Origin of the sequence: Micromonospora sp. KLBMP9576, from assembly GCF_050941805.1 — a bacterium.
Classification (GTDB): Bacteria; Actinomycetota; Actinomycetes; order Mycobacteriales; family Micromonosporaceae; genus Micromonospora.
The window spans coordinates 1,230,180-1,249,253 of the sequence record NZ_CP194567.1; the positions used below are offsets into that span (position 1 = coordinate 1,230,180).

At 72.6% G+C, this 19,074-nt stretch carries 19 protein-coding genes and 1 tRNA gene; 12 read left to right on the forward strand and 8 right to left on the reverse strand.

Annotated elements, in window-relative coordinates; all coding sequences use genetic code 11:
• The first annotated feature begins 126 nt into the window (after positions 1-126).
• The gene (locus ACQ452_RS05775; RefSeq protein WP_433390608.1) at positions 127-1,245 is read left to right on the forward strand and encodes an endo-1,4-beta-xylanase; all 1,119 of its coding nucleotides are present in this window, start codon (positions 127-129) and stop codon (positions 1,243-1,245) included.
• Between the two features lie 175 nt (positions 1,246-1,420).
• Positions 1,421-2,884 carry a sugar transferase gene (locus tag ACQ452_RS05780; RefSeq protein WP_433393999.1) on the forward strand — a complete coding sequence of 488 codons (1,464 nt, stop codon included), beginning with the start codon at positions 1,421-1,423 and terminating at the stop codon, positions 2,882-2,884.
• A 36-nt stretch (positions 2,885-2,920) separates the two neighbouring features.
• Here ACQ452_RS05780 and ACQ452_RS05785 read toward each other — a convergent pair whose 3' ends face one another.
• Positions 2,921-3,973 carry an LCP family protein gene (locus ACQ452_RS05785; protein WP_433390611.1) on the reverse strand — a complete coding sequence of 351 codons (1,053 nt, stop codon included), beginning with the start codon at positions 3,971-3,973 and terminating at the stop codon, positions 2,921-2,923.
• A gap of 381 nt (positions 3,974-4,354) precedes the next feature.
• On the opposite strand from ACQ452_RS05785, the gene ACQ452_RS05790 reads away from it, so the two are divergent.
• The 5 genes from ACQ452_RS05790 to ACQ452_RS05810 all read left to right on the forward strand — a co-directional run bounded on the left by ACQ452_RS05790 (position 4,355) and on the right by ACQ452_RS05810 (position 11,202).
• Positions 4,355-4,888, forward strand: a complete 534-nt coding sequence (locus tag ACQ452_RS05790) for a hypothetical protein (protein WP_433390613.1) — start codon at positions 4,355-4,357, stop codon at positions 4,886-4,888.
• Between the two features lie 208 nt (positions 4,889-5,096).
• Entirely contained in the window at positions 5,097-9,035 is a 3,939-nt protein-coding gene (locus ACQ452_RS05795) for a hypothetical protein (RefSeq protein ID WP_433390616.1), read from the forward strand.
• The gene (locus ACQ452_RS05800) at positions 9,036-9,284 is read left to right on the forward strand and encodes a hypothetical protein (RefSeq protein WP_433390618.1); all 249 of its coding nucleotides are present in this window, start codon (positions 9,036-9,038) and stop codon (positions 9,282-9,284) included.
• A 137-nt stretch (positions 9,285-9,421) separates the two neighbouring features.
• Positions 9,422-10,255 carry an O-methyltransferase gene (locus ACQ452_RS05805; protein WP_433390621.1) on the forward strand — a complete coding sequence of 278 codons (834 nt, stop codon included), beginning with the start codon at positions 9,422-9,424 and terminating at the stop codon, positions 10,253-10,255.
• 119 nt (positions 10,256-10,374) lie between these two features.
• Positions 10,375-11,202, forward strand: a complete 828-nt coding sequence (locus tag ACQ452_RS05810; protein ID WP_433390624.1) for an MOSC domain-containing protein — start codon at positions 10,375-10,377, stop codon at positions 11,200-11,202.
• A 50-nt stretch (positions 11,203-11,252) separates the two neighbouring features.
• Here ACQ452_RS05810 and ACQ452_RS05815 read toward each other — a convergent pair whose 3' ends face one another.
• The 3 genes from ACQ452_RS05815 to bcp all read right to left on the reverse strand — a co-directional run bounded on the left by ACQ452_RS05815 (position 11,253) and on the right by bcp (position 12,516).
• Positions 11,253-11,798, reverse strand: coding sequence for an N-acetyltransferase family protein (locus tag ACQ452_RS05815; RefSeq protein WP_433390627.1), 546 nt, complete (start codon positions 11,796-11,798; stop codon positions 11,253-11,255).
• 67 nt (positions 11,799-11,865) lie between these two features.
• Positions 11,866-11,948 (reverse strand) — tRNA-Leu (locus ACQ452_RS05820).
• Positions 11,949-12,039: 91 nt separating this feature from the next.
• Complete coding sequence (bcp, locus tag ACQ452_RS05825; RefSeq protein ID WP_433390630.1) at positions 12,040-12,516, reverse strand: thioredoxin-dependent thiol peroxidase; 477 nt, start codon at positions 12,514-12,516, stop codon at positions 12,040-12,042.
• Between the two features lie 134 nt (positions 12,517-12,650).
• Between bcp and ACQ452_RS05830 the strand changes: the two genes are divergently transcribed.
• Genes ACQ452_RS05830 through ACQ452_RS05845 form a run of 4 tightly spaced genes read left to right on the forward strand, consistent with a single transcriptional unit; the run spans position 12,651 to position 15,291 of the window.
• Complete coding sequence (locus ACQ452_RS05830) at positions 12,651-13,367, forward strand: energy-coupling factor ABC transporter permease (protein ID WP_433390633.1); 717 nt, start codon at positions 12,651-12,653, stop codon at positions 13,365-13,367.
• Entirely contained in the window at positions 13,364-13,756 is a 393-nt protein-coding gene (locus ACQ452_RS05835) for a PDGLE domain-containing protein (protein ID WP_433390636.1), read from the forward strand. Before ACQ452_RS05830 ends, ACQ452_RS05835 begins: the two co-directional genes overlap by 4 nt.
• Positions 13,757-13,762: 6 nt before the next feature.
• Entirely contained in the window at positions 13,763-14,533 is a 771-nt protein-coding gene (gene cbiQ, locus ACQ452_RS05840; RefSeq protein WP_433390639.1) for a cobalt ECF transporter T component CbiQ, read from the forward strand.
• Positions 14,530-15,291, forward strand: coding sequence for an energy-coupling factor ABC transporter ATP-binding protein (locus ACQ452_RS05845; protein WP_433390642.1), 762 nt, complete (start codon positions 14,530-14,532; stop codon positions 15,289-15,291). Before cbiQ ends, ACQ452_RS05845 begins: the two co-directional genes overlap by 4 nt.
• Before the next feature lie 9 nt (positions 15,292-15,300).
• Here the strand turns inward: ACQ452_RS05845 and ACQ452_RS05850 are convergent, their stop codons facing one another.
• Genes ACQ452_RS05850 through ACQ452_RS05865 form a run of 4 tightly spaced genes read right to left on the reverse strand, consistent with a single transcriptional unit; the run spans position 15,301 to position 18,259 of the window.
• On the reverse strand, positions 15,301-16,404 hold the full coding sequence (locus tag ACQ452_RS05850; protein ID WP_433390645.1) for a hypothetical protein: 1,104 nt from the start codon (positions 16,402-16,404) through the stop codon (positions 15,301-15,303).
• Positions 16,401-17,117, reverse strand: coding sequence for a DsbA family protein (locus ACQ452_RS05855; protein WP_433390648.1), 717 nt, complete (start codon positions 17,115-17,117; stop codon positions 16,401-16,403). Before ACQ452_RS05855 ends, ACQ452_RS05850 begins: the two co-directional genes overlap by 4 nt.
• Entirely contained in the window at positions 17,110-17,634 is a 525-nt protein-coding gene (locus ACQ452_RS05860; protein WP_433390651.1) for a MauE/DoxX family redox-associated membrane protein, read from the reverse strand. The genes ACQ452_RS05855 and ACQ452_RS05860 overlap by 8 nt, the downstream gene beginning before the upstream one ends.
• Positions 17,635-17,665: 31 nt before the next feature.
• The gene (locus ACQ452_RS05865) at positions 17,666-18,259 is read right to left on the reverse strand and encodes a sigma-70 family RNA polymerase sigma factor (RefSeq protein WP_433390654.1); all 594 of its coding nucleotides are present in this window, start codon (positions 18,257-18,259) and stop codon (positions 17,666-17,668) included.
• Positions 18,260-18,366: 107 nt separating this feature from the next.
• Between ACQ452_RS05865 and ACQ452_RS05870 the strand changes: the two genes are divergently transcribed.
• Positions 18,367-19,011 carry a zf-HC2 domain-containing protein gene (locus ACQ452_RS05870; protein WP_433390657.1) on the forward strand — a complete coding sequence of 215 codons (645 nt, stop codon included), beginning with the start codon at positions 18,367-18,369 and terminating at the stop codon, positions 19,009-19,011.
• The last annotated feature ends 63 nt before the right edge of the window (positions 19,012-19,074 follow it).

Consider the following 19,074-nt stretch of genomic DNA (forward strand, 5'->3'; position numbering starts at 1 on the left):
GGCCTGTCCACCTCGGGCGGTGACCCTGCGCCGCCGCCCGGACCGACCGCTGCGGTCGCCGACCACGGGCCGGCTCCGCAGGTCCCCGCAGCCGTTGCCGAGGCACGCCGGCTCGGCCTGCCGGGGGTGCTGGTGTCGGTCGCGTTGGTCGCTACGGCGTTGGTCGCGGTCGGCTTGGCGCTGGTCGGGCGGAGCACCGAGACGCTGCCGGTGGCCGACGGTGCCGGCCCGGCACCAGCACCGTCCGCGGGCGGCACGCCAGAGCGGCAGACGTTGCGTGACCTGATGCCGCCGGGGGTGCGGATCGGTACGGCGGCGGACGGCCGAGGGCTGAGTCTGGACCCCGCCTACCGCGCCCTCCTCGGCACCGAGTTCAACGCGATGACGGCCGAGAACGCGATGAAGTGGCGGAGCCTGGAACCGTTGCCCGGTGTGCACGCGTGGGCCGGCGCGGACCAACTCGTCGAGTTCGCCCAGCAACACGGTCAGGCGGTCTACGGTCACACCCTGGTGTGGCACAGTGACGTGCCCAAGTGGGTCTCCCCCGACTGGCCGGCGGAGCGGGTGCGCGCGGTCCTCCAGGAACACGTGACGACGGTGGTCTCCCGGTACCGGGGCCGTGTCTGGGCCTGGGACGTGGTCAACGAGGTGCTGGACGAGGACGGAAGACTGCGCGACACGATCTGGCTGCGCAAGCTGGGCCCCGGGTACGTCGCCGATGCCTTTCGTTGGGCGCACGCGGCCGACCCGGCCGCACGTCTGTTCATCAACGACTACGGCGTCGAGGGCCGGACCCGTAAGGCGGACGCGCTGCTGAGGCTTGTCCGCGACCTGCGCCGCGCAGGCGTGCCGGTCGACGGCGTCGGCTTCCAGAGCCACCTCAGGTGGGACCAGTCGCCCCGCGACCTGGTCGGCAACCTGCGCCGGTTCGCGCAGTTGGGGGTCTCGGTGGCCATCACCGAACTGGACGTGCGGGTCGCGCTGCCGGCCAGCCCGCAGAAGCTGGAACAGCAGGCCGTGCTCTACCGGCGGGTGCTCCGGGCCTGCCTCGCGGTGCCCGCCTGCGTGTCGTTCACCGTCTGGGGGTTCACGGACGCGCGTAGCTGGATCCCGGGCTACCACCGTGGCTACGGGGCGGCCTGCCTCTTCGACAGCGGCCTGGCTCCCAAGCCGGCGCACAACGCCCTGATGGACGAGTTGCGCCGGCAGGCATCGCGAGGCGGGGTCGTGCCTGGTCCCGACTGAGCCGCGACGCCGACGGACCCTTCGCGGTTCGCTGTCCGCCCTCCGAAGACGACGACTAGATGGGTGAGAAAGGAAGGTCGTGTCCGGGCAGACTCAGTTCCTCTCGACTGTCGCGCCGCAGCAGGCACCGAGGTTCGATCCCGATCTCGGGGTGATCACACCCCCCTCCAACGGGATGCCGCGGTCGGCGTTCGCCCGATCGGTGGCGCCGCGGGCCAGGTGGCGCCGGCGGTACGTGGCCTGCCTCGTCCTGATCGACTTCGTCGCGGCCCTGGCGGCGAGCCGGACCGTGGTGACCCTGCTGGACGAGGCTGACGCCGGCTTCTGGGACCAGCGGGTGCTCGGCGGCACGATGAGCGCGTTCGCCCTGGTGGCCAACGTCGGCGTGCCACTGATGTGGATGACCGTTCTCGCCGCCGCCGGCGCGTACGACCGGCGGGCACTCGGGCGCGGCACCGAGGAACTCAAGCGGGTGGTCCGGGCCAACGTCGCGATGGCCGCCACCGTTTCGTTCCTCGCGCTCGGCTTCAAGAAGGACCTGTCCCGGGCGACGGTGGCCGCGATCATCCTCTGCCTGCTGTTCTACGCCCTGGTGTCCCGCGCGGGGGCGAGGGTCGTGCTGCGGCGGATCCGCCGGGTCAGCCAGCGGGCGTCACAGCGGGTGTTGCTGGTCGGGCGGCTCTCCGACGCGCTGGCCGTGCACGAGGTGGTGACCCGTAACCCGGGTGCCGGGCTGCGCCCGATCGCCATCCACCTGCCGCATCATCCGCGGCCGGGGGAGCGGGTGACCGCGCCGGTGCCGGTCTACGTCGGCTGGGACCTGGTGCCGCTGGTCCACCAACTCGGCGCGGACACCATCGCCGTCTGCGGCCCGGCGAGCCTCGAGTCGTACGAGTTGCGCAAGCTGGCCTGGCAGTTGGAGGGGACCGGTCTCGACCTCGTCGTGGTGCCGCAGGTCACCGACGTCACCGGCCCGCGCATCCACGTCCGCCCGATCGAGGGCCTGCCCCTGCTCAACGTCGAGGAGCCGACCATTTCCGGCCTCTCGCTGGTGGTCAAGAGCATGCTCGACCGGACCACGGCGTTGGTCGGGCTGCTGCTGCTGAGCCCGCTGTTGGCCGGGATCGCACTGGCCATCAAGTTGACAGACCGTGGGCCGGTGCTGTTCCGGCAGACGCGGATCGGCCATGAGGGGCGGGCCTTCAAGGTCTGGAAGTTCCGCACCATGTACACCGACGCGGAGCAGCGCCTGGAGGCGTTGCGCGACCGGAACGAGAGCGACGGCCTGCTCTTCAAGATCAAGGACGATCCCCGTGTCACGCCGATCGGCCGGCACCTGCGCGGGCTGTCGTTGGACGAGCTACCTCAACTGGTCAACGTGCTGACGGGGCAGATGTCGCTGGTCGGCCCGCGGCCACTACCCACCGAGGACGACGACTACCGCGGCGACGTCCGGCGTCGGTTGCTCGTCCGGCCCGGCATCACCGGGCTCTGGCAGATCTCCGGCCGCTCTGATCTGACCTGGGAGGACGCGGTCCGGCTCGACCTGCACTACGTCGACAACTGGTCGCTCGTGTACGACCTCGGCATCCTCTGGAAGACGGCCAGCGTGGTGCTCGCACGACGCGGCGCCTACTGATCCGCGCGGCACCGGGCAGGCAGTCCGGTGCCGCGGCTACTTCTTGCCCCCGCTGACGATCTCGCTGACGGCGTCGCGGCGCACCGAGTCGTAGAACGACCTGACCCGGCCGGCGTCGGCGAAGACCACGCTCTCGGTGCCGACCCGCCCGGTGCCCTTCGTGGGGCTGGTCAGGAAGAAGAGGTTGCCGCTGCGCAGCCCACGCATTTCGGTCGCCATGTCCAACAGGGACAGCTTCTTGTCGACCGAGACGGAGCCCGAGGTGGCCTGGAGAAGGCTGTTGAGCTTACCCGGGTTGGTCAGGATGCCGCCTGACGAGACCTTGTCCAGGATTGCCTTGATCACCTGCTGCTGGTGGCGGATCCGGGCGAAATCGCCGTCGGCGAACTGCTTACGTTGCCGGGCGTAGTCGAGCGCGGCCTCCCCGTCCATCTTCTGCGGGCCCTCGGCGAAGGCTCGGAACGGCGGGTGGATGGAGGTGAAGGCCTTCTCCGACGTGACCTGGATACCGCCCAACGCGTCGATGATCTCCTTGAACCCGGCGAAGTCGACCATCGCCACGTGGTCGACCCGGACCCCGGTGAACTTCTCCACCGTCTGCACCATCAGCGGCACGCCACCCCAGGCGTACGCCGCGTTGATCTTCGCGTCCCGGCCACCCTGGTCGCCACCCTTGGACCGGGGCACGGGGACCCAGGTGTCCCGGGGGATCGAGATGAGCTGGGCGCTCGACCGGTCCTTCGGCAGGTGGGCCAGGATGATCGTGTCCGTGCGTGAGCCCGAGGCGCTCTCCGGGTCGCGGGTGTCGCTGCCCAGGATCAGGATGTTCATCGCGCCCTTGGTCGCCACCTGAGGGCGGGAGTCCTCCGGCACGTCGGTGAAGGCGTCGACCCGCTCGATGTCAGACTCCACGGACCGCAGATAGAGGCCGCCGGCCACCACGCCGCCCGCCCCGAGCAGCGCGACCACCAGCAGGCTCACCAGGACGATCCGTCGCCATCGGCGGCGGGGCTTCGTGTGCTCCCCCGGCTGCTGTCCCGTCTGGTCGGCGACCGGGTCCGGCTCGACGGACTGTTGTGGAACTGCCATGGCGGCGATGCTACTTATCCGTAAGGGAGTTTGCGTACCCTCATCCGGCTGGTGGCGGCCCCCGTCTGTGGGACTGCCCACCTCGTCACGCGGGTTTTCGGCGGGAACGGCGGCGAGTTCGTGTGTGACCGGCGCGAAGGCGTGCCGACGGAGGCGAGCATGGCGCGCTCGGCGCTGAAAAAATGTCCTTATTGCCTGCTGGGGCTGCGGCCTGCTGCCGGGTGATTCTACGGTTACGGCGCTTCGCGATTGTCTCGTTGGCCGACGGGGGCACCGGCCGTTATGGCTGCCGGGTGTGGCTATTCGGGCGACTGGATGGTTTCGGGCATTCCACTTCTAGATAGGAGCGTATGCATGAATCTGTCCATCCGGTCGAGGGGCGTGCTGATCGGCGCCGCAACAGCAGTCGTGGTCCTCGGGGGCGGTGTGGTCGGGGTGGGAGGCGCCCTCGCAGCGGATCCCACCGACGCACCGACCGAGACCAACGGTGGATCGATCGTCGAGGACTTCAGCTACCCGAACGCCGCCGAGATCCTCGCCACGCAGAACGTCAAGTTGAACCGTGGCGACGGCCACATCCTTCTGGTCGACTGCGCCACGCCGCCGGTCGGCGACATCGGCCTGTTGAAGGTTCGGACCACCGACGAGCAGATCGGCGCCGACGGCGTCGGGCGGGTCTGTTTCAAGGTCACCTCCTCGTCGGGGTGGCTCGAGCTCGAGGTTCCCGGTGTGTACGAGATCCGCGGTGACGGCCAGCGCACGGGCACGGGCCACGAGGTGACCGCAGAGCTCGAGAGCGACGAGGGCGAGGAGATCACCGTCGACGTGGACCCGGACGGCAGCACGCAGGTGGGTATGGGTGCCGACCCGACCGCTTCCCCCACCATGCTTCTCCGGCTCACGGTGACCGGCTGACCTCAGCCAGGCGCGTCTCCCTTCAACACGAGCACCTTGACGGTCCGGGCCGTTGAGGTGCTCCTAAACCCGTCCACCTGCGGCACGGGCCAGTCCTAGGCATCACTCAACGGGGATCGGAGTGACAGTGAGTACGTCACCTGGTGTTTTCCTTTCCAAACCGCCTCTTCCGAGCGCGGTCCGACGCCGAGTTCTCATCGCAGCGCTCGTGGTGCTGGCACTGCTCGCCAGCTTCCTGCGAGCCACGCCCGCCCGAGCCGAAGACCCGGTGGTCCCCCCGGACCGCACACTGGTCGTCAAAGCCTGGAAGTCGGGGGGAATGCAGGTCCGGGCGGTCGCCGAGATCGCGCTGCTCGGTACCGACGCGCAGGTGAGTGAGTTCCTCAACGGTGGTCTGCAGAAGGCCCAGCGATTCGACGAACTCGATGCGGTGGCGGGCGTGGTCAGCGAGGGCGGGCCGTCCGTGAGGGCCGCCGCCCAACAGGCCCTGGACGCCGCCGACGCCGGCGACCTGGAGGCTGTCTCGGCGTTCCTTTCGCACGGCTGGCAAGGGCCTTCCGACATCGACACCCGACTGTCGGTGAACCAGGTGATGGCTGTCGGGGGAGGCCAGGTCCGCGAGGCGGCCCAGTTGGCGCTCGACTCCGAGAACCCGACGGTGATGCGGGCGTTCCTCGACTCCGGCTGGCAGTTGCAGTGGCAGACCGATCAGCGGCTGCGGATCAACCAGGCGATGGCCACGGGTGGGCCGCAGGTCCGCGCGGCCGGGCAGAAGGCGCTCGATGCGGGGACGCCGGAGGCGCTGGAGACCTTCCTGGAGTACGGCTGGTCGGTGGCGGCGGCTCAGGACGAGGAGGTCGCCACCCTTGCCGGCCTGCTGGCCCAGGCGCAGGCCGCAGGCGAGGTGGCCGCCCGGGAGACGAAGCATGCCACGCAGGAGGCGGACCGTGCGAAGGCCGCGTCCGACGCTGCCCGGCGGGCCGCAGCGGACGCGGCGCGGGCCACCGAGGCCGCGAGAGCGAACATGAAGGAGGCTGCCGCACAGGCCAGGCGAGCCGCAGTCGCGGCTCAGAAGGCGGCGCAGGCCGCGAAGGTCGCCGTACAGGCGGCCGCCGCCGCGAGCCGTGCGGCACGAGCCGCCTCTACCGCCGCCGCACGGGCGGCGTCGGCGGCCTCGAAGGCGGGTCAGGCGGCGACCAAGGCGTACAAGGCCGCTGCCGATGCGGCGACGGACAGGACCAAGGCGGCGGACGCCCGGGTGAAGGCGGAGCAGGCCAACGCGGCGGCTCGGGACGCGGAGGAGTTCGCCAAGAAGGCCGACGCGGCCGGCAAGGCGATCGAGGCGGGCAGGGACGCCGTGGCGGCGGCGAAGTCGGCGGCCGCCCACGCGAAGGCGGCCGCCGCGGCGAACGACGATGCCGCCAGGCACGCCACCAGCGCCGGCGCGGACGCCCGGGAGGCAGTGGCCGCAGCCAACCAGGCGCGGGCCAACGCGGACCGGGCCACCAGGGCGGCGGCCGCTGCGGAGAAGTACCTCCAGGTGGCAATCAATGCCGCCTACGCGGCCCGCGACGCCGCGAAGCGCGCGGCGGTGAACGCCAGGGCTGCGGCGCAGGCCGCGATCTTCGCGGCCGACCATGCCGGCGAGGCGGTAGAGGCGGCGAAGCGCGCCACGGAGTACGCCAATGCGGCGACGCAGGCGGCCACGGAGGCGGTGAACGCCGGTTTGCAGGCGGCGACCGTCTACGAGGCGGCCCGCGAGGCCGACGTGGAGCGGCTTGCGGTTTCCCGGGACCAGGGGCTGGAGGCCGCACAGGCGGCGAATGCCGAGTACGAATCCCAGCAACGCGTGGGTGACTGGGACGTCGAGCAGGCGGCAAAGCGGGACGCGGAGACCAGGAGCCTGATCGCCGAGGTCCAGAACCCTGCGACCGCGCCGGCCAGGGTCGTCTCCGCCAGCCGTCAGGTTGCGCTGAACCTCGCGTCGTCCCGGGGCGCCTGGACGCAGCAGGCCGCCCTGGCAGCCCTTGCGGGCAGCGCTGAGCAGGCGGTCGCGTTCGTCCGGACCGGGCTTGTCGCCACCGAGGCCCGGGACAACCGCCAGGCGGTCATGGACCTGGCGATCACCGAGAACACCGCCCTGCGGGACGCGGCGCTGGCTGCGCTGGCCGGCGGCGACGCGGCGGTCGCGCAGTTCCTGCGGACTCAGAACTACCCCGGGCGCTACACGCAGGACCGGCTGAAGGTCAACCAGATCCTCGCCTCTGCCCGTACCGCTGGTGACGTCGTGCTCCAGCAGAAGGCGCAGGCGGCGCTGGACGCCGACACCCTCCAGGCTCTGCGCGACTTCCTGGACACCGGCCAGTACACGGCTGCCGCCATCGGCGAGCGTGTGCGGGTCAATCAGGTCCTCGCCGATCCGGCCAGCGGACCGGAACTCAAGGCCGCGGCCCAGGTCGCGCTGGACGGGCCCGCGCCCGGCCTACGGGAATTCCTTGAGAGCGGCCGGTACATCGCCGCCGAGCGGGACTACGACAACGCCATTCACCTCACGGTCGTCGGCAGCCTCCTCGAGAGGATCAACGAGGTCGCCGAAACGGCCGTGCAGAACTCGCTCGAAGCGCAGGCCGTCGCGGCACGGGCGCGTAACGACGCCGCCCTGGCCGAGCAACACGCCAGGGATGCGCTGGCCTCGGCGGGCAAGGCGGCGGGATACGCCGACAAGGCGAAGGGCTACGCGAACCAGGCCGCTCAGTCGGTGCAGAAGGCCGCAGCCGCAGTCGCGACCGCCAAGGACGCCTCCACGCGGGCCAACGCCTCGGCCCGTAGCGCGATCCGGTCTGCCGCCTGGGCGGTTGCCTCGCACCAGAAGGCGATCAAGGCTGCCGTCGAGGCCAACGCCGCTGCCAAGCGTGCGTACGACTCGGCTGTGGCCGCCGGGGAGGACGCCAACGCCGCCGTCGCCGCCGCCAATCAGGCGTACGACACGTACTCCCACGCCCAGGGCCTCGAGATCGCGAAATGCCACACGGAGTATGCCGCCGATCCCATCGTGGAACTCGAGAGGATACTGGGCGGCACGCAGCACGAGTGGTACCGAAACTGCGTCGCCAACGTCGTGCCCGACCCGGCGGAGTTGGCCAATCGGGCCTACACCAACGCCGCCCTCTGCGACATCTATCCCCAGGGCAGCCAGCCCTACCAGAACTGCATCCACTCCACCTTGGATCCCGAGTTCAAGGGGATGCAGCCGCTGGTCTTCTTCGTCGAGTTGGTCAAGGGGCTCGTCGCCACCCTCGTTCCGGTCGGTGCCCTCGCCATCGTGCTCTGCGTCGCCACCGTGGTCTGCGGAGCAGTCGCCGGCACTCTGCTCACTATCGGCGACATCGGCCTCAACGTCTACAAGCTGATCAACGGAGACCAGACTCTCGCGCAAACCCTGCTCAAACTGGGCCAGACAGCGCTCGAGACCCTGGTATTCCTCGGCGCCGCGAAGCTGGTCAGCGCTGGCTTCCAGAGTGCGCGGGCTCTCTACATCGCCAACCAGAACGCCAAGAAGGCACAGGCGGAGCTGAAGGCGGTCAACGCCATCCGGTTGAAGATGGTGGAGGTCACCTCTTGTCTATGGCTGAGGACTGCTGCCGGCATCGCAGGTGCCGCGCTTCTGGCCCCGGTCGGTGCCTCCGCTGCCCCCGTCCCGGCCGCCTCCGTCCAGGCCTCACCGCAGGTCCTTGTCGCCGCAGCGTCACCCGCGCCAGGCTGTGGCACGGAAAAAGACGTAACGAGTACGACATACGAATGGGAGCACCCGGAGAGCGGGAGCTGGTTTTCCGCATATATCGACGAAAAGGGTGGCCTCTGGTCGGTGATCGGGGTCGATGCCAGTTCGCCGGTCCGGGGAAGAGAGCTCTGGATCCGAATGATGTCGATCCTGGGAAGTCGTGTGACGACGATCGAAGGTAACCTCGTGGACGCCAACAAGGCCACCTTTGCTGCGGCGCTCGCGCAGGGCAAGACGCCCACGGAGGCGGCTTGGGAGACCTGGACCGGAAAGATGGCGCGCGAGCACGGCTTCACCAAGCTCCTGTACGTTGACCGAGAGGTGCAGGAGAAGAAGCCGGTGCGTATTACCTTCGGGAGACCGTAAGTGATCGTGTGGGACGAGTGGCGTCCATTCCTCCGCAGAATCGTGGACGAGGGCGGTGACATCGGCGACGTGGCCCGTGCCATCAGAGATCACGGCGAGGGCCGTTACATCGAGGCAGGACGTGCGGCACGACATGAGTTCGGGCTGCCCCTGCCGGACGTGTCGAAGCTCATCGCATGGGCGGAGGCGAAGGGTGGCGACGACGGCCTGGCTGAACTTCGGTCGGAGATCCGCACTCCGCTGAGGTGACTACTGCTGCAGGCTGCGTCGAAGGGCGGGAGCACCTCTGGTCGAGGTGCTCCCGCTCGGCGCGTCACCTGCCAACCAACTTGTGCGCGGGTGCGCTTCCACTACGCCGGCTCGCCTTCGGCTGGTAGAACCCTTCCGTGGACGCATCGAAGCTCCGACGTGCCATCGCCCGCACCCGCCTCGCACCCGTCGCGGCCTTCCCCAAGCGACTGGCCCGCGTCGCCCGTTACGACGCGAAGGTGTTGCGCGCCTCGGCCCGCTGGCTGGTCACCTCCCGCGAGCACCACAACTACACGTACGAGCTGACCAAGCTGAGCCGGCACCACCTCGCCTGGTTCGTCAGCGTGGTCTGCGACGTGCCCGTGAAGCAGGTCCGGGCGTACTTCGCCGAGATCGAGTCGGACGGCGTGCTGCGCGGGCACATCGAGTCAGCCACCGCCGCAGCCGCCCGCCGGGGCCTCGCCGACCGGCAGGTCCGCTACGCGCGCCGCATCGGCTGGTACGCCATCGTGCGGGCCACGAGGCCGACGCACGTCGTGGAGACCGGAGTCGACAAGGGACTCGGCACCTGCGTGCTCGCCGCCGCGCTGCTGCGCAACGCCGCCGAGGGGCATCCCGGCCGGGTGACCTCGCTGGACATCAACCCCGAGGCGGGCTACCTCGCCCGTACCGCGCCCTGGTCCGACGTGGTCGACCTGGTCATCGGCGACTCCATCGCCTCCATCGCCGCGCTGGACCGGCCGGTCGACCTCTTCCTGCATGACAGCGACCACAGCCGGGTGCATGAGAAGCGGGAGTTCGAGGCCGTCGAGGGCCGGCTCGCGCCGGGCGCGCTCCTGCTCACCGACAACGTCACCGCCACCAACGTCCTCGCCGAGCACGCCGAGCGCACCGGCCGCCGGTTCCTCGCCTACCGGGAGACCCCGGCGGGCCACTGGTATCCGGGCGACGGCATCGGCGTGGCCTGGTGAGGTGGGCCGCGGAGCCGGGTGGGCCAGACGAGGTCGAAAGCGGCCTCGTGCGGGCCTCCGGGTGCGCCGACCCGACTGCGGGCAGTGTCGCCGGTCGCCGGTCGTGGCAGGGTGACGGCATGCGACTGAGCGCGATCCACTCATACCCCGTCAAGGGCTGTCGCCGGCTCGACCACGACGTGGCGGACGTCGAGCCGTGGGGCCTGGCGGGTGACCGGCGCTGGATGATCGTCGACGCGAACGGGGTCGGCGTCACGCAGCGGGAGAACACGCGCCTGGTCGCCCTGCGCGCCACGCCCCACGGCGGCGTCCTGCTGCTGCGCGCCGAGGGCCACGCGGACCTGGCGGTGCCGGAGCCGACCGGCGGCGAGCCGATCGAGGTGCGGACGTTCCGCAGCCGGAAGCTGCCGGTGCCCGCACTGCCGGCTGGGCCGGCGGCCGACGCCTGGGTCAGCGGCTTCCTCGGCCGCGCCGCCCGGCTGGTCTGGCTCGCGCGGCCGGCCCGGCACATCGCGGCGGGCGACCGGGAGCACGACACCGGCGACCGGGTCAGCTTCGCCGACGCCTATCCGCTGCTGCTGGCCAGCGTCGCCAGCCTCGACGCGCTCAACGGGTGGCTCGCCGAGGCCGGCGAGGCGCCCGTGCCGATGGCGCGGTTCCGCCCGAACGTGGTGGTGGAGGGCGCGCCGTCGTGGGCCGAGGACGGCTGGGTCGGCCGCCCGCTGCGCATCGGCGGCGTCCGCTTCCGCGCCGCCGGGCCGTGCGACCGCTGCGTGGTCACGACCACCGACCAGGAGACGGGGGTACGCGCGAAGGAACCGCTGCGCACCCTGGGCCGCTACCGCAACGTCAGGCAGAAGCTCCTGTTCGGACTGCACCTGGTGCCCGAGGAGACGGGCAGGATCACCGTGGGCGATCCGTTCGGGCCCGATTCCGGCGACTGGTGAGGGGCGGCCGGGCCACGGGATACCTGGACAGCCGGCGTATCGGCGACCGCCTACTCGTGATCCGCGGTGGGCGGCGGCCCGGTGAGGTCCAGCCACATGAGGATCTCGTCGCGGTCGTCGCCGGGGGCGACCCGCAGCGCGCCGGGCAACCGGCCGATCTCCCGGTAGCCGAGGCGACGGTAGAACCGGTCCAGGCCCAGCCCGTCGCGGACGGTCACGTGCAGTGCCTCCCGGCCCATCGTGCGGCCGAGGCGCTCGGCCTCGCGCATCAGCGCCGCGCCGTATCCGTGGCCCTGGGCGTCGGGGTGGACCATCACCCGCTTGAGCACGCACCAGTGTGCCGTCAGGGCGAACCGGTTGTCGCAGAAGACCAGCGCGGCGACGGGCCGGTCGCCCGCGTACCCGACGAGGAGGCGGTCCGGGCCGTCGGCGATGCCGGCGAAGGCCGGGTCGGCGGTGGGGCGGACGTCGGCGGCGGTGACCGGCGGCACGAAGCCGACCGCGCCACCGGCGTTGGTGACGTCGACCCAGAGGGCGACGATCCGCTCCCGCAACTCGGCGGTCAGCTCGGGGTCGAGGACGAAGCGCAGGCTCACCCGGCCATCCTCACCCCGGGGGCCGCGCGCCGGCCCGCGATCGTGACGGGCGCGACAGGGTGCTCGGTGCGGGAGGGGGGACTCGAACCCCCACGTCCTTTCGGACAATAGGACCTAAACCTACCGCGGCTGCCGTTACGCCACTCCCGCCGACCCGCTGAGTCTAGAGCGTCGGGCCGCATCGGTGGTGGGGCCCGGTGCCGGCGCCCGGCCGCCGGCAGCGCACCGACGCCCGACGGGCTCAGTCCAGCCCGAGGTCCCGGCGCAGCTTGGCGACGTGGCCGGTGGCCTTGACGTTGTAGAGCGCGCGCTCGATCTTGCCGTCGGAATCGATCACGAAGGTCGAGCGGATCACGCCGGTCACCGTGCGGCCGTACGACTGCTTCTCGCCGTAGGCGCCGTACGCGGTCAGCACCGACCTGTCGGTGTCGGCGACCAGCGGGAAGGTGATGGCGTCGCGCTCGCGGAACTTCGCCAGCTTCTCCGGCTTGTCGGGCGAGATCCCGACTACCTCGTAGCCGGCGGCCTGGAGCGAGGCGAGCGAGTCGCGGAAGTCGCAGGCCTGCTTGGTGCAGCCGGGTGTCATGGCCGCCGGGTAGGCGTACAGCAGGACCTTGCGGCCACGCAGGTCGGCCAGCGATAGGGTCTCGCCGGTGTCGGTGGGGAGGCTGAACTCCGGTGCGGGGTCACCGGGGGAGAGGCGGTCGGGCGCGGTCATGACCCGACCTTACCGCCGGCCTCCGACGGCCCGGGTCGGGCGCCGAACTGTTGCCAACTCTTGGCAACAGCCATTCCCGGGAAATAGAGTGACGTCGACGGACCGGACAGGCCCGCCGACGCGTGGGAGGTCGCGTGGAAACCCTGGCGTTACACATCTCGAACGGGATCATCGACGGCCCCGTGGCGGCGGTGTTCGCGGCCGTGGCGCTGGTCGCGATGACGATCTGCGTCCTGCGCGGCAGGCACGACCTGGACGACCGGCTGGCCCCGATGGCCGGGCTCGTCGCGGCCTTCATCTTCGCCGTGCAGATGCTCAACTTCCCGATCTTCACCGCCGGCGTCAGCGGCCACCTGCTCGGCGGGGCGCTCGCCGCCATGCTGGTCGGCCCGTGGGTGGGCGCGCTCTGCGTGTCCGTGGTGCTGATCGTGCAGGCATTGGTCTTCGGCGACGGCGGCGTGGCCATGCTCGGGCTCAACATCACCAACATGGCGGTGCTCGGCACCGCCGCCGCGTACCTGCTGATCGCACTGCTGCTGCGGGTGTTGCCGCGCACACCCGCGGGACTCGGCGTGACGGCCTTCGCCGCCGCGCTGGTCAGCGTGCTGGTCGCGGCCATGGGCTTCGTGCTGCAGTACCGGCTCGGCGGCACCACCGACCTCGGCGGCAACCTCGGCGGCCTGGCCGGCACCATGGCCGGCGCGCACCTGCTGATCGGCATCGGCGAGGGCCTGATCACCGCGACCACCGTGGTCACCGTCGCCAAGGTACGTCCCGATCTCGTCTACGCGCTGCGCGGGCTGCACGCGGCGCCCACGCCCGCCGTCGCGGCCGTCGGAGGTGCCCGGTGAGGAAGCGTTCCTGGGGATTCGTTCTCGGCGGGCTGCTGGTGGCCCTGCTCCTCGCCGGCGTGGTGAGCAACTTCGCGTCGTCGCACCCCGACGGGCTGGACTCCTCGCTGCGCGAGGGCTGCACCTTCGACGCCGACGACACCATCACCGGCGGCAGCTGCCCCGCGCAGCGGGAGCGGGACCACGAGGTCGGCGGGCCCCTGGCCGACTACGGGGTGGCGGGGATCGACAACGAGTTCCTCGCCACCGGCCTGGCCGGCGTGCTCGGCGTGCTGCTCACCTTCGCCGTGGCCGGCGGGGCCTTCTGGCTGGTCCGCCGCCGCGCACCCCGGGACGGGGACACGCCCGACCCGGAGCGCACCGCCGCCACCACGTCTGGTCGGGAGTAGCCACGGATGGGGGCCGGGCACGCGCACGTGCTGTACCGGGACACCCCGTCGCCGGTGCACCGGCTCCCGCCCGAGGCCAAGATCGCGGCGATGGTGGTCTTCACCCTCGCCGTGGTGGCCACCCCGCGCGAGGCGTTCTGGGCCTTCGGCGCGTACGCCCTGCTGGTCGCGGCGGTGGCGGCGCTGGCCCGGGTGGGGCCCGGCTGGCTGCTCGGCCGGTCGCTGATCGAGCTGCCGTTCGTGCTGTTCGCCGTCGCGCTGCCGTTCCTCGGCGCTGGCGAGCGCGTCGACGTGCTGGGCCTGAGCCTGTCGTCCGACGGGCTCCTCGGAGCGTGGAACATCGTGGCCAAGGGCACGCTGGGCGTGCTCGCCTCGCTGCTGCTCGCCGCGACGACCACGACCCGGGACCTGATCGTCGGCCTGGACCGGCTGCGCTGCCCGCAGATCCTCACCCAGATCGCCACGTTCATGCTGCGCTACCTGGACGTGCTGGTCGGCGAGGCCCGCCGGATGCGGGTGGCGCGGGTGTCCCGGGGCGACGACCCGCGCTTCCTGTGGCAGTTGCGCGGCTTCGCGGCCGGCGTCGGCGCGCTCTTCCTGCGCGCGTTCGAGCGCGGCGAACGGGTCTACCTGGCGATGCTGTCGCGCGGCTACACCGGCCGGATGCCGGCGGTGTGGCAGGGCGCGGGCGCGGCGACGGCGGGGCAGTGGCTGGTCGCGGCCACCGTGCCGGTCCTCGCGGCCACCGTCGCCGCCACGGCCGTCGTGCTGACATGATCGGCCTCGTGCGGAACACCCTCTCCCTGGACGTGCGTGGCGTCCGGTACGCGTACCCGGACGGGCACGTGGCCCTGCACGGCGTGGACCTGAGCGTGCCGCGCGGCGAACGGGTGGCGTTGCTCGGCCCGAACGGCGCCGGGAAGACCACGCTGGTGCTGCACCTCAACGGCATCCTCACCCCGACCCAGGGGAGCGTGAGCGTCGGCGGGCTGACCGTCAGCCAGGACCGGGCCACGCTCGCCGAGGTGCGCCGCCGGGTGGGCATCGTCTTCCAGGACCCCGACGACCAGCTCTTCCTGCCCACGGTCGCCGAGGACGTGGCGTTCGGGCCGGCCAACCTGGGCCTGCGCGGGACGGAGCTGTCCGCCCGGGTGGACGAGGCCCTCGCGGCGGTCGGCATGGGCGAGCACCGCGACCGCGCGCCGCACCACCTCTCCTTCGGGCAGCGGCGCCGGGTGGCGGTGGCGACCGTGCTGGCCATGCACCCGGAGATCCTGGTCCTCGACGAGCCCTCGTCCAACCTCGACCCGGCGGCCCGCCGCGAGCTGGCCGGCATCCTGCGCGCCCTGCCGGTGACGCTGCTGATGGTCACCCACGACCTGCCGTACGCCCTGGAACTCTGCGACCGTTCGGTCATCCTGGACGCCGGCCGCGTCGTCGCCGACGCCCCCACCGTCGATCTCCTGGCGGACGCCGACCTGCTCGCCCGCCACCGCCTCGAACTGCCGTGGGGCTTCACCCCCACCCCGGCCTGACGGCGGCGGTCAGGGTAGGGCGGGAGCCTCGGGGGTCGGGCTCGGGGCGGGCCGAGGGGGGCGGGAGGTGGCGTGCAGGCGCAGGGCGCCGGCCGCGGTGGCGCCGGCCCCGGCGACGAGGACCAGGGCGACGAGGATCCGGGCCGGTGTCGCCGGCCAGGGCACGGGGGCGACGGCGCGGGCGAACACGGCGGCGTTGGCCACCCCGGCGAAGAGCGCCAGGCAGGCCCCGGCCAGCGCCACCGCGAAGTCGGCGGCCGGCCGGCGGGCCAGCGCGTAGACCCCGGCGGCGATGGCGCCGAGCCCCGTCAGCAACCCCCAGACCTGCCCGCCCAGCAGGCCGGCGAGCACCCCGCCCACGCCCTGCGCGCCGGCGTCCAGCTCCCGGCCCACGGTGAACACCACCGCGGCCACCCCGCCGACCATCAGCAGCCCGCCGAGCCCGGCCAGCGCCCGCGCGCCCGGCCGGGACCCGGCCGGCAGCAGCCCGAGGGCCCCCACCGCGAGGAGCCCGAGCGTGACGGCCACCCACCAGACGTACGCGTCCGGTGGCGGCACCCAGTCGAGGGTGCCGCGGATCTCGCCCGCGGTGCCGTCGGCGCGCAGCGGCACCGTCCAGTCCCGCACCCGGTGCTCGCGGTCGGGGGCGGCGCGTACCTGCGGTGGCGGCGCCGACTCCCGCCAGAGCACCCGCTGGTCGTGCCAGCGGGCCGTGGTGGAGTCGTCGATCCGCCGCCAGTCCGGTGCCGCCGCCGGGTCCGCCTCGGCCGGCAGCCGGGTGTCCCCGGCGATGGTCCGGTTCAGGTACGTCGCGGGGGAACGGGTGTTCTCGTAGACGCCGTCGGGGCCGACGCGCAGGTAGGGCTCGCCGGAGTAGCCGAGGATCTCGACGGACCGGTCACCGGTGTTGGTCAGCTCCAGCCGCGCGCCCGCCTCGATCGCCCGTACGCGCACGCCCGGAAGGCCCGGGGTGAGCGTGCTCACCTCGGTGCGGTAGTCGGTGCCGTCGGGTGCGTCCGCGCCGTGCGCGGCGGCCGGCGCGGCGAACGCCACCGTCGCGCTGAGGGCGGCGGCGAGCACCAGCCCGGCGCGGGTCATCAGGTCGCGGATCACCTGCCGGCCGCCTCCACCGCCGCCTTGATCCCCTCCGGGCTGCGGTCGGCGAGCGGCTGGCCGTCGACCAGGATCGTCGGGGTGCCGGTGACGTTGGCCTTGCTGGCCTCCTCGGTCACGTGCTCGGTCCACGGCTTGAAGGTGCCCTCCCGCACGCAGGAGGCGAAGTCGTCCCGGTCGATGCCGGCGCCCACCGCGATGTCGACCAGTTCCCCGTCGCTGAGCCCCGCGCCGCCCTCCGGCGGCTGCCGGTCGAACAGCGCCTTCGCGTACTCGCGGTACCGGCCGGCCTCCGCCGCGCAGCCGGAGGAGGCCGAGGAACGGGTCGAGTACTGCGTGCTGGAGAAGCGGTTCAGGTACGCCACCGGGTGGGACACGACCCGGATCTTGCCCTCGCTGATGAGCTGGTCGAGGGTCGGGCCGCTGGTCTGCTCGAACTGCTTGCAGGCCGGGCAGAGGAAGTCCTCGTAGACGTCCACGCTCACCGGGCCCGAGCCGGCGACGATGCCGGTGCCGGCCTCGTTCGAGCCGGCCGGCGCGGTGTAGTCGTCGGAGCGCTGGCCGGAGTACACGCTCCAGCCGATGAGGCCGGCCACCACCAGGACGGCCACGGCGGCCACGGAGACCCAGAGCGTGCGCTTGCGCCGGCGCTCCCGGGCCAACTGCTCGCGGACCACCCGGGCGGCGTCCCGCTGCCCCTTGCGACTACTCATCCTCGTCCTCCACGGGTGCGTTCCCCGCCAGCCAACCGTCCACGGAGACGGGGGTGCGGGGCCAGCTCAGCAGGAAACCGGCCAGGGCCAGGAATCCCAGGTCCCGGAGGATCTCCGGGAGGTAGCTCGGGGTCTGTCCCTCGGCGAGCTGCCCGCCGTCGCCGAAGCAGCCGCAGTCGATGGCGAGGCCCCGGCTCCAGGCGGAGACGATGCCGACGACGAAGACCACCAGCAGCGCCGCGGAGACCCCGGCGGAGAGCCGGGTGGCCAGCCCGAGGAGCAGCAGCAGGCCCAGCGCCAGCTCGACGAAGGGCAGCGCCGCGCCGATCGCCATCGCGAGGTCGTACGGCATGACCTGGTAGGCGTTGACGGCGCGGCCGGAGGCGGCCAGGTCACCGACCTTGCTGCCGCCGGCGACCAGCCACACGGCGGCCAGGCCCAGCCGGGCGGCGAGGCCGAGCCAGGGGCGGGCGGCGGGCCATCGGGCGGCCCGGGTGTGCGGTGCGGTCACGATCATTGGTCGTCCCGTGCCCGCCGGAAGTTCCCGGTCATCGGGCGAGGGCGTCGCCGACGGACTCGACGAGGTCGTTGCGGGCCCGGGCCACCCGGGAGCGGATGGTGCCCACCGGCACCCCCTCCACGGCGGCGGCCTCGGCGTACGACAGCCCGAGTAGTTGGGTGAGCACGAACGCGGTGCGCCGCTCGGCGGGCAGCCGGCGGACCAGGTCGGCGGCGCCGAGCTGGGCCGCGGGGTCCGGGTGGGGCCGTTCGGTCCAGGCGTTCGCGGCGAGCCGCTCGCCAAGCCGGCGACGACGGACCACCGTGCGCAGGTGGTCGGCGCAGGCCCGGCGGGCGATGCCCAGCAGCCAGGTGCGCGCGCTGGAACGGCCCTCGAACGACGGCAGCGCCCGGAACGCCCGCAGGTAGGTCTCCTGGGTCAGGTCGTCGGCGCTGCCCGGGTCGACCAGCGCGGCGGTGAAGCGCCACACCTCGGCCTGCGTGAGCCGGACGAAGGCGGCCTGGGCGACGGGGTCGCCGTCGCGGGCGGCCAGCGCCCACTCGGTCGCCGACTCCCGGGCAGCGCCGCCCGCGTCGCCGCTCGGGCTGGCGGCGGCGGACGTGTCGCGCGGGGCGGGGATCACGACAGTCGAGGTTACGCGGCGCGGCCGGGGCGGGCAGGGTCCTTCGGCCCTTCCATGGCCTGCGCCACCCCGGGAACTATTCGGGGGTGGGGCGCGACTACCCCCACATGACATGCGACGACGTACGCGCGGCGCTGTCGGCGCGGCTGGACGGCGAGGACCCGCTGGCGGCGCCGGCGGCGCTGGACGCCCACGCGCAGAGCTGTCCCGGCTGCCGTGCCTGGCTGGCCCGGGCCGAGCGGGTGACCCGGATGGTCCGGGTGCGGGCGGTGGCGGTGCCGGATCTGACCGCCTCGGTGTTGGCGGCGGTCGCCGCCGATCAGCTCGCGACCGGGCGGGCGCGGGCGGCGGCCCGGACGGCCCGCCGCCAGGTGCTGCGGGTGGCGGTCGCGGTGGCGGCCGTCGCCCAGCTGGCGATCGCCCTGCCGGTGCTGTTCGCGGGGCTGGGCGTGACCGGTGAGCCGCACACCAGCCGCGAGATGGCCTCCTTCGACGTGGCGCTGGCCGTCGGCTTCGCGCTGGCCGCGTGGCGCCCGGAACGGGCCCGGGCGTTCGTGCCGGTGGCGTTGGTGCTGGCGGTCTGCCTGGCCGGCACCAGCGCGGTGGACATCGCCAACTCGACGACGGCCCTGGTGCATGAGGTCGGCCACCTGGCCGCCGTGGTGCAGGCGGGGCTGCTGTGGGCGCTGGGGCGGGTCAGCGACGAGCCGGAGCGGCGGCCGTCGACCGGGCTCCTGGCCCGGCATGGCTGACGTCGTGCCGGCGCGGCCGGGCGGAGCGCCTGTCGCGTCGGGCCGGCGGGTCCGCGCGGTGCC